Genomic DNA, 11,400 nt, shown 5'->3' on the forward strand with positions numbered 1-11,400 from the left:
CGCCCCCGTCCCGGGCGGCCCGGTACGGGAGTAACCGCCCGTGATGTCGGACCCGGCCGTTAGTCTCGGGGATCATGAGGCTGCTGCACACTTCCGACTGGCATCTGGGCCGGGCGTTCCACCGCGTGAACATGCTCGACGCCCAGGCCGCGTTCATCGCCCACCTCGTCACCACCGTGCGCGAGCGCGGTGTGGACGCGGTCGTGGTGTCGGGAGACGTGTACGACCGGGCGGTGCCGCCGCTCGCCGCGGTCGAGCTGTTCGACGACGCCCTGCACCGCCTCGCCGACCTCGGCGTGCCCACGGTGATGATCTCCGGGAACCACGACTCGGCGCGCCGCCTGGGCGTCGGCGCCGGCCTCATCGGCCGCGCGGGCATCCATCTGCGCACGGAGCCCGCGGCCTGCGGAATCCCGGTCGTACTGGGCGACGCGCACGGGGACGTGGCGTTCTACGGCCTGCCGTATCTCGAACCTGCCCTGGTCAGGGACGACTTCGCGGTCGAGAAGACGGGCCATGAGGCAGTGCTCGCGGCCGCCATGGACCGGGTCCGCGCCGACCTGGCCACGCGCGCCCCGGGCACCCGCTCCGTCGTCCTCGCCCACGCCTTCGTCACCGGAGGCGAACCCAGCGACAGCGAGCGGGACATCACGGTCGGCGGGGTCGCCGCGGTGCCGGCCGGCGTCTTCGACGGCGTGGACTACGTGGCGCTGGGCCATCTGCACGGCAGCCAGACCATCACCGAGCGCGTGCGCTACTCGGGCTCCCCGCTGCCGTACTCCTTCTCGGAGGCCGGCCACCGCAAGAGCATGTGGCTCGTCGACCTCGGCGCCGACGGCTCGGTCGCGGTGGAGCGCGTCGACTGCCCGGTGCCGCGGCCCCTGGCCCGGCTCCGCGGGCATCTGGAGGACCTGCTCGCCGACCCGGAGCTGGCGCGGCACGAGGAGGCGTGGGTGGAGGCCACGCTCACCGACCCGGTGCGGCCCGCCGAGCCCATGGCCCGGCTGACCGAGCGCTTCCCGCACACCCTCAGCCTCGTCTTCGACCCCGAGCGCGCCCCCGAGGACCCCGGCGTCTCGTACGCGCGCAGGCTGGCGGGCCGCTCCGACCAGCAGATCGCGGAGGACTTCGTGGCCCATGTGCGCGGGGCGGGACCCGACGAGCGCGAACGGGCCGTGCTGCGGGAGGCGTTCGACGCGGTGCGCGCCGACCAGGCGGTCCGGGAGGGCGCCCGGTGACCTCGCACACACGTGGAACGGAGGGGGACCAGTGAGGCTGCACCGGCTCGACATCACCGCCTTCGGCCCGTTCGGCGGCACCCAGAAGGTCGACTTCGACGCCCTGTCGGCGGCCGGACTCTTCCTGTTGCACGGGCCGACCGGAGCCGGCAAGACATCGGTCCTGGACGCCGTGTGCTACGCGCTCTACGGAGCCGTGCCCGGCGCCCGGCAGAGCGGTCAGGGCCTGACCCTGCGCAGCGACCACGCCGCGCCGGGGACGCGCACCGAGATCCGGCTCGAACTCACCGTTGCCGGACGGCGGCTGGAGATCACCCGGCAGCCGCCCTGGGAGCGCCCGAAGAAGCGCGGCAGCGGCACGACGACCGACAAGGCCCAGACCTGGCTGCGCGAGTACGACAGCGCTGCCCGCACCTGGAAGGACCTCAGCCGCTCCCACCAGGAGATCGGCGAGGAGATCACCCAGCTGCTCGGCATGAGCCGCGAGCAGTTCTGCCAGGTCGTGCTGCTGCCCCAGGGCGACTTCGCCCGCTTCCTGCGCGCCGACGCCGAGGCCCGCGGCAAGCTGCTCGGCCGCCTCTTCGACACCCACCGCTTCGCCGAGGCCGAGAAGCGCCTCGCGGAGCGGCGCCGGACCACGGAGGCCGAAGTACGGGACGGCGACGCCGCGTTGCTCGCCGACGCCCACCGCATGCAGCAGGCGGCCGGTGACCCCGTGCCCCTGCCGGACCTCGCCCCCGGCGACCCGGGGCTCGCCGAAGCCGTCCTGCGCTGGGCCGCCGTCGCCCGCAGCACGGCCCGTGAGCGCCTGGCCATCGCCCAGTGCGCGCGTACGGCCGCCGAGTCGGGGCGGGCCGCCGCCGAGCGTGCCCTGGACGACGTACGCGAACGGGCCCGGCTCCAGCGCAGGTTCGCCGAGGCCCGGGAGCGTGCGGCCCTCCTTGAGCAGCGGGCTGATGCGCACCGGGAGGCGCGGGAGCGGATGGAACGCGCCCGCAAGGCCGAGGCCGTGGCGCCCGCCCTGGACCTGCGCGACTCCGCGGAGGCCGAGCACCGGCGTGCCGCCGACGCCGAGGCACGCGCGCGTGCCCGGCTCCCGGAAACCGACGCGGACGCCGGGGCCGCAGGGCTCGCCGCCGCCGCGCGCCGGGCGACGGAGGAGCTGGGCGGCCTGGAATCGGCCCGCCGCGCCGAGCGGCGACTGGGTGAACTCGCGGCCGAGCGGACGGAGATGGACCGCCAGGAGCGTGCCGACGAAGAGGTCCTGCACGACGCCGAGGGCTGGCTCGCCGACTGGGAGCAGACCCGAGCCGCCCTGCAGGAACGGATCGACTCCGCCCAGGAGGCCGCCACCCGCGCCGAGCAACTCGCCGTGCAGCGCGAACCGGCCCGGAACCGGCTGAGGGCGGCCCGTGAGCGCGACCGGCTCGCCCAGGACGCCGAAGCGGCCCAGGCCCGCGCCCTCGCCTCCCGGGAGCGCGCACTCGCGGTCCACGAACACTGGCTCGACCTCAAGGAACAGCGACTGAAGGGCATCGCCGCGGAACTTGCAGCCGGGCTCCTCGACGGCGAACCCTGCGCCGTCTGCGGCGCCACCGACCACCCCGCGCCCGCCCGGAAGGTGGCCGGACACGTCGACCGGGAAGCGGAGGAGCGGGCGCTCGCCGCCTATCGGCACGCCGAGGAGCAGCACGCCGAGGACGAACGGCGACTCGCCGCCGTACGGGAGGCGCTGGCCGCCGCGACCGCCGAGGCGGGAGATACGCCGACCGGCGAACTCGCCGCGCAAACGGACGAACTGGAGCGGCTCTACAGCGCCGCACGGGCGGGCGCCTCGCATCTGCACCCGGCACAGGAAAAGCTGCGGCGGGCCGAGCAGGAGCGCGAGCGGCGCAGTGCGGCCCGGCAGGAGGCCGCCCTGCGCGTGGCGGCGCGCGTCTCCCGCCGGGACGCGCTGGAGCATGAACGGACGGATCTCGAAGAGGAGTTGGGCCGAGTCCGGGGCGACGCCGTGAGCGTGACCGCGCGCGCCGCGCAGCTGGAGCGCCGGGCCGCGGTCCTCACCGAGGCCGCCGACGCGGCCCGCGCCGCCGAGGACTGCGCGCAGCGCCTCAAGGAGGCCGACGCACGCCTGGCCGACGCGGCCTTCCGCGCCGGCTTCGACACTCCGCAGGCCGCGGCCGCCGCCCTCCTCGACGACACCGCCCATCGCGAGCTGCAACGACGCCTGGACGCCTGGCAGCAGGAGGAGGCCGCCGTCCGTGCGATGCTCGCCGAGGCCGACACCGCGGCGGCGGCCCAGCAGCCGCCGGCCGACCTTGCCGGCGCCGAGCGGGCCGCCGAGGCCGCGGCCCGCCGGTTGCAGGCGGCGGTCTCCGCCCAGGACGAGGCGGCCCGCCGCTGCGCGGAACTCGACCGGCTGTCCGCGCGCGCGACCGCGTCCGTACGGCGCCTCGCGCCGCTGCGCGACGAGTACGACCGGGTGGCCCGGCTGGCGTCCCTCGCCGCCGGCACCTCCGCCGAGAACGAACGCAGGATGCGCCTGGAGTCGTACGTGCTGGCCGCCCGCCTCGAACAGGTGGCGGCCGCCGCGACCGTACGGCTGCAGCGCATGTCCTCGGGCCGCTACACCCTCGTCCACTCCGACGACCGGTCCGGACGCGGCCGCAGCGGCCTCGGGCTGCATGTCGTCGACGCGTGGACCGGGCGGGAGCGCGACACCGCGACCCTGTCCGGCGGGGAGACGTTCTTCGCCTCCCTGGCCCTCGCCCTCGGCCTCGCGGACGTCGTCACCGACGAGGCGGGCGGGGTGCGCCTGGACACGCTGTTCATCGACGAGGGGTTCGGCAGCCTGGACGACCAGACCCTCGACGAGGTCCTCGACGTGCTCGACTCGCTGCGCGAGAGGGACCGCAGCGTGGGCATCGTCAGCCATGTCGCTGACCTGCGGCGCCGTATCCATGCGCAGCTGGAGGTCGTGAAGGGCCGGACGGGTTCCGTCGTACGGCAGCGGGGAGTCGGCTGAGCGGCGGTCAACGGCCGAGAGAACGGCGGGGGAGGGCGAGGAGTACACCACGCCCGCCGCAACGACCGGGACGTGTTGTCCTGGAGTGCCACGACGCAGCTGGACGTACGCCATCTGACCTGGCGGCAGTGGAACTTCTTGACGCACGTGGGGCTGCGCGGCTACCTGCCCGAAGGGCGCGTCGATCGCGCGTTCGCGGGCGTTCCCGCGGGCCACCGCGCCGGGACGGCTCCCCGGCTGAGGTGAAGCTGCAGGCGATCGCGAAGTACGGCCTTCCCGGCACGGCGATGGTCCAGGATCCGACGCTTCGGGAGCTGGACATGTACCGGCGTATCCGATGGTGCGGCGAAGGCGCTGTGCAAGCGGCGCGAGGAGCTGTTCGTCGTCGAGGACATCGACCTCCGGCGGATGAAGGTGCGCGTCTCGTCCTGCCGCCGGGCAGGCCTCGGTGACGTCGCGCCTCGCCGCTTCCCCCAGGCTGCCACCACAGGGAGGGATCCGCTCGGCCACCCGTTCGGCAGCACGCCGTGCCTGCGGGCCGGGGCACCCCTAGCATGCTGACTGTGCGACCCATTCTCCCGAAGATCGAGGGCGGCCGGGTACAGGGCCTCCTGCAGCTCATCGAGGACGGCATCCACCTCGTCGTCGCGGCGTTCCTCGTACTGCTCGTGGGGCTCCTGACCGTAGGGGTCGTCCACGACGTCATCAGGTCGATCCAGGGGCCGTACCGCGAGGAGACGGTCGTCCTCTCCGCCCTGGACAACAGCCTTGTGCTGTTCATCGTGGCCGAGCTGCTCCACACCGTCCGCCTCACCATCAGGAACCAGACCCTCGACGCGGAGCCGTTCCTTGTCGTCGGCCTGATTGCCGGCATCCGCAGGGTGCTCATCGTGACGGCCGAGGCGGAGAAGTCCTTCCGTTGGAACGTCGAGGGCATGGAACTGCTCGTCCTGGCGGGGCTGATCCTCGTGATGGCGACAGCCGTGTACGTGTGGCGGCGCTCCACGCGGCCGGGAGACTACTTCCCGCTCCAGGAGACGCGGCGCTCTCCGTCGCCGGCGCCGTCACCCGCCCCCGTGCGCGGGTCCTGATCCGTCACCTTCCGCCGCCAAGGCCGCCCGCACCCGCTGCTCCTCTCGAGCAGAGCCGACGTCCCGTTCCAGGGGTGTGCGGCTCACGGCCGTCGCGAGGTCCTCCAAGGCCCGTTTTTGCAGTTCCGCCTCGCGCCTCACGACCGGGCTCCGGTCCCCGGCGGGGGCGCCCTCCCACGCGTGAAGCGCCTCCTCCACACGCCCCCAGTCCGGATTCCTGTGCTCGCGCACGTCGACTGCCGCCTGCGCGGTGTCCGCCTCCAGGGCCTCGGCGAACCGCTCCGCCTCGGGGACGAAACGGCTGTCGGCCCCAGGGACGTGGCTTTCCATGAGCATCGCCGCCCGGCCGAACCCCTTGAGCGCCTCCTGCGCCTCCTCCGCCTCGCGCGACGTCAGACCCCTGGGGCGGACCGGTTCCTGCCGTGCCCGGTCGTAGGCCTCCTGCCAGGCGGCACGCGCCTCCCTGCTCGCCAGCAGTGCCCTGCGCATGTCGGCGTGATGCTCCCGGGTCGGTTCGGCGTAGTTGCGGAGCACCGCGGCCGCGTAGCGGCCGTTGGCGGCGAGCCAGTCCGCAAGCCGGCCCGGCAGCCGGGGCGTCTCCCATGCGGGGAACACCACGTACGCCAGCATTGCCAGGACCCCGCCGAGCAAGGTGAGCACCACCCGCTCCGGGACCGTCTGCTCCCATGCCTGGCCGCCCATGCCGAGCAGGAAGACGACGTACGCGGCAGTGAAGCACTGGGAGTAGGCGTAGCCGGTACGGATCACCGTGTACGACAGGCCCGCCGAGACCACCGTCAGCGCGCCCAACACATGGGCGTCCGGGCCCAGGGCCCGCACCATCCCGGTGGCGAGCGCCACCCCCGCCAGGGTCCCGGCGAGACGGGCCACCGCACGCGCGTACGTCCGGTGGAAGTCCGGCCGCATCACCATCACCGAGGCGATGGGCGCCCAGTAGCCGTGGCCCAGGGGTAGCCGGGCGGCGATCAGATAGCCGAGCGTGGCCACCGCCGCCAGGCGTACGGCGTGCCGGAACACGGGCGAGTCCCCACGGAGCTCACGGCGGACCGCCCGGACGACGACCGGGACCAGCCGGAACATCGTCGGGCGCACCAGGAACTGGGCGCCCGCGGGGCCGGGCGGCGTGGGTGTCTTCCCGCGCGCGTCGCCGCTCCCGGCGATCTCCAACGCCTCGCCGAGCAGGTCGACGAGCCGCTCGGCGGCCTGCCGCGCGGGGCCCTCCAGCACCTCGTGATCCTCGTCGACGCGCAGGACGTCCGTGCTCCTGGGCGGCACCTCGGCGGGAGTGCCGCGGCGGATCGAACGGGCGGCCGCGTCCAGGACGTCGGCGGCCGCGTCGAGCAACTCCCGCGCGCGGTCCCGCCCGGGTCCCTCCGCCGGGGCGCCGACGTCCGGGTCGGCGAGCGCGGCGACGACCGGCCGAATGCGCTCGGCGAGTCCCCGGGGGCCGTGGAGGACGGGGGGACGGGTGCGGGCCTGTGACGGCGTCACGGCGGCCGCGTCCCTGGCCGTCATCAACGGCTCCGGGTCGAACGGGGCGGTCGGGTCGTGCCGCAGCCGGCGGGCGTAGTCCGCCACGGCGGCCAGGGCGTCGGCGAGCGCGTCACGATGCGCCCCCCAACGGCGGATCGGGAACAGCAAGATCAACACGGCCTGCGCCACGCCTCCGAGCGCGATGACCCCGGCGTGCTCCAGGGCTCGTCCGACGCTCGTGGGCAGGGTGATGGTCACCAGCATGCTGCCGACGGTCGTCGCTGCGACGATCCCAGCGGTCGATCCGACGGCCCACGCCATCCCCGCAGCAAAGGCCCATACGGCCAGCAGTGGGAGGAACGTCACGAGTCGCCCCGCCGCCAGGTAGCCCACGAGGGTGCTGAGCGCCAGGCCCGCGCCCGCGCCGAGCGCGATCACCTTGCGTGGACGCCAGGTGCGCTGGAAGGTGGCCCCACCCGCGGAGTAGGCGCCGAGGGCGGCGGACGCGGCGTACGCAGGGGAGACCAGCCACAGCGCCGGCCCGATGACGATCGCCACCCCAGCGGCCGTGCGCAGCGCGAGCAGGGGCTCCAGCCGCGTCTCCTCGATCGTGAGCCCGGATCGCACGACCTCCCCGAAGGCCCGCAGCCACGTCACGGGTGTGAGCCTAGCCGGAACGCCATGCCGGGTCGCGTCGGCCGCGCCGCCACCTCCCGGCGCCGCCACGTCGGTCAGCACCTGTGTGGTGGCCCGCACCGGTCCGCGGCTCCCTCCGGTCACCAGGTGGACGCGGTCACGCAATCCGAGATCCGCTGCGCTGCCCCGATCGTCGATGGTGAAGAAGAGCGCGTTCACCGGCATCCCCGCCGGGCACGGTGGGCCCAGGTCAGGCGGGGGGCGAGCTTCTTGACCCTGTTCGTCCGGACGTTGATGAGGGTCGGGCGTTCCCGGTCTTCGACTCCGGCGCGGAGCATCTTGGCGAGCTCATCGGTGTCGGTGGCTTCGTGAGCGTCGATGCCGTAACTCGCGGCTGTGGCCACAATATTCAGCTCGGGCAGGTCCAGTCCGGGAACTCCGGCGGCACTCTCGATCTCGGCGAACTGCTTGAGGACGCCGTATTCCCCGTTGGAGGAGACGACGATCGTCAGCGGGATCTTGTGGCGGGCAGCGGTCCACAGGGATGTGATCGCGTAGTGCATCGACCCGTCGCCCATGAGGGCGATCACCGGGCGGTCCGGGGCGCCGAGTTGAGCGCCGACAGCAGCGGGCAGCCCGAATCCGAGGCCCCCGCCGACAGCGGACATGTGGGAGAGGGAGGCGCCGGGCCGTACGTATGACGTGATCGGGACTTCGTTGGAACCGGCTTCGGTCACGAACAGGGCATCCGCCGGGGCGGCGTGGCCGACGGCCGCCCACAGGTCCGCGGCCTGCATCGGGGCTGCGGCCCCTTCCGGACGCGGTACCTCGGGCCGGGCCTGGGGGGCCGTGCGCGACGATTCGGAGATCTCGCCCAGCACAGCCTCCACCGTGGCCCGGATGTCCGCCACGTAGGCGTCGCCGACGGGTGCGCGGGCGGCCTCGTCCGGGTCGCTCGTGATGTGGATGAGGGATGTGCCCTCGGGCAGATACGGGCCCGGGGATATAGGGGTAGTAGCGGAAGACCGGGCCGCCCAGGGCCAGGACGAGGTCGTGGCCCTTCAGTTCTTCGGAGATCCAGCCGGCGCCGGGCGGGAGCAGGCCCTGGTAGAGGGGGTGGTTCTCCGGGAACCCGGACAGGCCCGGCAGCGGTGCCGTCCACACGGCGGCCTTGGTACGCTCGGCCAGCTTCACGACCGGGTCCCAGGCTCCGGCGTGCTCCAGGTCGCCGTGGACCACGAAGGCGGGCGACTTCGCGTCGGACAGCCGGCCGGCGATCTTCTTCGCCAGGTCCTTTCGGAACCCTCCGGCGTGGATGACCTGGCGGTCCCGGATCGCCTCGATCTCCGCGACCTGGGCGTCGTTGAGCTCGTGGGCGCGTCGTCCATCGGCACCGAGACGAAGACCGGTCCGGTGGGCGGGGACATCGCGACGTGGATGGCACGGGCGAGGACCGCGGGTACTTCGCTCGCGATGGCCGGCTCGGCCGTCCATTTTGCGAACGGACGCGGGACCATGGTGGCGTCCTCGTTGGTCAGGAGCGTCTTCTGATTCTGCATGGTCCGACGCTGGTTGCCCGCGATGACGATGAGCGGCGTCTTGTTCAGGTAGGCGTTGTACAGGGCGCCCATGCCGTTGCCGAGACCGGGCGCGGTGTGCAGCATGACCAGCGCGGGACGTCCGGTGACCTGCGAGAAACCGTCGGCCATGCCGACCGGCACCATTTCCTGCAGACCCAGGAGGTAACGGAAGTCCCTGGGGAATTCCTCCATCAGGGTCAGTTCGGAGGAGCCGGGATTGCCGAACCACGTGTTCAGCCCGTGCTTTCTGAGCAGATCGATGGTGGCTTCACGGACAGTCGTCACAGCATGTCCCTTCGTCGCGCACTTGCGTCGTCGCTTCGAGACCGGTCGGTGATGCCCGGAGTTCCTGATCCGGCCGCCGGTCCGATTGCAGAACCGGTAGGGCATTGATGCCTTGCCAGACACTAAGAATGTCCTGTATTCCCTGGCGTCGTCGCCCGTCAGGGAATACGGGATTTCCTTCGGCGCTGTTCCTCGCGAACTACGCGTCCAGGGTCCACCTCCTCGTCCGGGGGGTGACCTCAACGCGGACATGTCGCGCTACCTGGTGGACCAGGTGGAACGGCACCCGCGGGTACCGGATAACGCGCCAGCGGTACGCCGGATTTCTCTCTCGCGCTGCTAAATTCGCTACCGCCTGCCCGGCGGAGTTCCCGCCCCCGACCACGGCGACCGGATCCGCCTGGCAGAGACTGGCCTCGTGGACCGTCGCCGCGTAGTAGACGCTGATGCCCTCCAGGCGGTCGATGCCGGGCACCTCGAGCCTGCGGTACCACACCCCCGAGGCGAGCACCTTCCGTTTTCTTGCGCACCGTGGCGCACCCTCGTTCCTGGTCGGCGGTTCGGGTGCCGCCGAGCGGCTACGGCAGTACGGAGGCCAGCGAGTTCGGCAGACCGGATTTGAGGTGGTTCCACTCGCCTTCGCTCACGTGGCGTTCCAGAACCTCGAACACGGTGTGCACGACTCGTTCGATGCCGCCGTCGACCGCGTAGGGAAAGTCGTCCCGGACGCGCTGGAGGAATTCCTCGCCGCTCAGCTTCACCGGTGTCTCGGACGGCTTCCATCCGTCGTAGTAGACGCCGCGGATCAGGGTCGGAAGCTGCGCCCCGAAGTGCGCGGCCCCGTCGACGGAGAGCCGGTCCCGTAGCCGGTGCAGGACGGCGCGCAGTGCGGCGTACGACTGCTTGCGGCGTTCCTTGGGCCAGCCGTTGGCTTCCTCGATGTCCTTGAGGAGCCGGTTGGCCTTGTCCACCATGGTGTCGAAAGAGGAGAAACCCGTTTCGGCCATCTCATGGCCCCTTTCACTCCCGGAGCGCGCGGCGGTGTCGGACCGTTGTCCCACACCGCCTGGCTCCTCGGCTCAACGACCGCCGCTCTCGCTGCTCTCGGTGATCTGGATGTGACGGGGTTTGGCGACCTCCGCCTTCGGGACGGTGACCGTGAGTACACCGGCCGACATCTGCGCTGTGACCTTCTCGGCGTCCACCTCTCCGGGCAGCCGCAGCCGGTACTCGAAGGCACCGGTCCGGCGGGTGCCACGGCGCAGGACGCCCTTGCGCTCCTTTTCCTTGATCTCTCCGGTGACCACCAGTTCCTGTCCGTTGGCCTCGACGTCGATGTCCTTGCTGTTGACGCCAGGGAGTTCGATCTCGACCTCGAAGGCGTCGTCGGTCTCCGTGACGTCCGCGAGGGGGGTCCACGCGGCCGCGGGTGCGGCGCCGCCCACTGTGGATTCGAGCAATCCGCTCATCTGGTTGAGCAGTTCGTCGAACTCCATCAGCGGATTGCGGGCCCACCCGAGGGGCCGCTCCGTTGTTCCGCCACTGCGGTGGCGCCGGACGGGCAGGGTCATCGCCCATCACCTCCGTCTTCTCGTGGGTTCGCGGCAGTACCGCCTTCTTCGCCCGGCGCGGCGGACCGGCCGGGCGGAGCACAGATGTCATCGGGCAGGCTCTGCGCACGCGATTCGCGTGCCGCTTCGCGCAGTGCCTTACGGAACGTCCAGGACCCCATGCCCGTCCCCCCACGGTCCGCTCGAGATCCTCGCGTGGTGGGCCGCGCTCGTCGAGAGCCTCGTCCGTCAGCCGGGGATACGCTCCATACGAATCCGGAGTCTCGGGGACTGCGGTTTCGTCGGGCTCCCGCGGCGGCCGCCCCATCGTGTTCACCCTCCCGCAGTGGTTTGCCGACCCGCCATCGACTTCTCTACCCACTGGCGCAGGACGTGCGCGGGTGCCGCGCCGGCCTGCTGGGCGACGGTCCTTCCCTTGTCGAGGACGAGCAGGGTCGGCACCGCCTGTACCTCGAAACGCTGCGACAGCCGCGGGTTCTT

Annotated in this window: 10 protein-coding genes and 1 pseudogene; 4 read left to right on the forward strand and 7 right to left on the reverse strand. The window is 72.4% G+C overall.

The window, feature by feature from the left end; genetic code table 11:
- The first annotated feature begins 74 nt into the window (after positions 1 to 74).
- From AB0N14_RS31755 to AB0N14_RS31770, 4 genes are all read left to right on the forward strand, one after another.
- Positions 75 to 1,238 carry an exonuclease SbcCD subunit D gene (locus AB0N14_RS31755; protein ID WP_366029142.1) on the forward strand — a complete coding sequence of 388 codons (1,164 nt, stop codon included), beginning with the start codon at positions 75 to 77 and terminating at the stop codon, positions 1,236 to 1,238.
- A gap of 31 nt (positions 1,239 to 1,269) precedes the next feature.
- Positions 1,270 to 4,263, forward strand: a complete 2,994-nt coding sequence (locus tag AB0N14_RS31760) for an SMC family ATPase (RefSeq protein ID WP_366029144.1) — start codon at positions 1,270 to 1,272, stop codon at positions 4,261 to 4,263.
- Positions 4,264 to 4,335: 72 nt separating this feature from the next.
- Complete coding sequence (locus tag AB0N14_RS31765; protein WP_366029145.1) at positions 4,336 to 4,509, forward strand: hypothetical protein; 174 nt, start codon at positions 4,336 to 4,338, stop codon at positions 4,507 to 4,509.
- 308 nt (positions 4,510 to 4,817) lie between these two features.
- On the forward strand, positions 4,818 to 5,354 hold the full coding sequence (locus AB0N14_RS31770; protein ID WP_366029146.1) for a phosphate-starvation-inducible PsiE family protein: 537 nt from the start codon (positions 4,818 to 4,820) through the stop codon (positions 5,352 to 5,354).
- Here AB0N14_RS31770 and AB0N14_RS31775 read toward each other — a convergent pair.
- The 7 genes and pseudogenes from AB0N14_RS31775 to AB0N14_RS31805 all read right to left on the reverse strand — a co-directional run.
- Positions 5,328 to 7,505: an FUSC family protein gene (locus AB0N14_RS31775; RefSeq protein ID WP_366029147.1), complete on the reverse strand. Its 2,178-nt coding sequence runs from the start codon at positions 7,503 to 7,505 to the stop codon at positions 5,328 to 5,330. The two genes, AB0N14_RS31770 and AB0N14_RS31775, sit on opposite strands and share 27 nt — an antisense overlap.
- A 194-nt stretch (positions 7,506 to 7,699) precedes the next feature.
- Complete coding sequence (locus tag AB0N14_RS31780; protein WP_366029149.1) at positions 7,700 to 8,395, reverse strand: thiamine pyrophosphate-dependent enzyme; 696 nt, start codon at positions 8,393 to 8,395, stop codon at positions 7,700 to 7,702.
- 178 nt (positions 8,396 to 8,573) lie between these two features.
- Positions 8,574 to 8,723 (reverse strand): annotated as a pseudogene (locus AB0N14_RS31785) (hypothetical protein); the annotation flags it as partial.
- Positions 8,675 to 9,349, reverse strand: a complete 675-nt coding sequence (locus tag AB0N14_RS31790; protein WP_366029150.1) for a thiamine pyrophosphate-binding protein — start codon at positions 9,347 to 9,349, stop codon at positions 8,675 to 8,677. The pseudogene AB0N14_RS31785 and the gene AB0N14_RS31790, both read right to left, overlap by 49 nt.
- Before the next feature lie 578 nt (positions 9,350 to 9,927).
- Complete coding sequence (locus tag AB0N14_RS31795; protein WP_366029151.1) at positions 9,928 to 10,356, reverse strand: DUF2267 domain-containing protein; 429 nt, start codon at positions 10,354 to 10,356, stop codon at positions 9,928 to 9,930.
- 72 nt (positions 10,357 to 10,428) lie between these two features.
- Positions 10,429 to 10,920, reverse strand: a complete 492-nt coding sequence (locus AB0N14_RS31800; protein ID WP_366029152.1) for an Hsp20/alpha crystallin family protein — start codon at positions 10,918 to 10,920, stop codon at positions 10,429 to 10,431.
- Positions 10,921 to 11,232: 312 nt separating this feature from the next.
- On the reverse strand, positions 11,233 to 11,400 hold a 168-nt coding region (locus AB0N14_RS31805; RefSeq protein WP_366029155.1), incomplete at its 5' end, for a thioredoxin family protein.

It is taken from the genome of Streptomyces sp. NPDC051104 (assembly GCF_040682835.1).
Classification (GTDB): Bacteria; Actinomycetota; Actinomycetes; order Streptomycetales; family Streptomycetaceae; genus Streptomyces; species Streptomyces cynarae.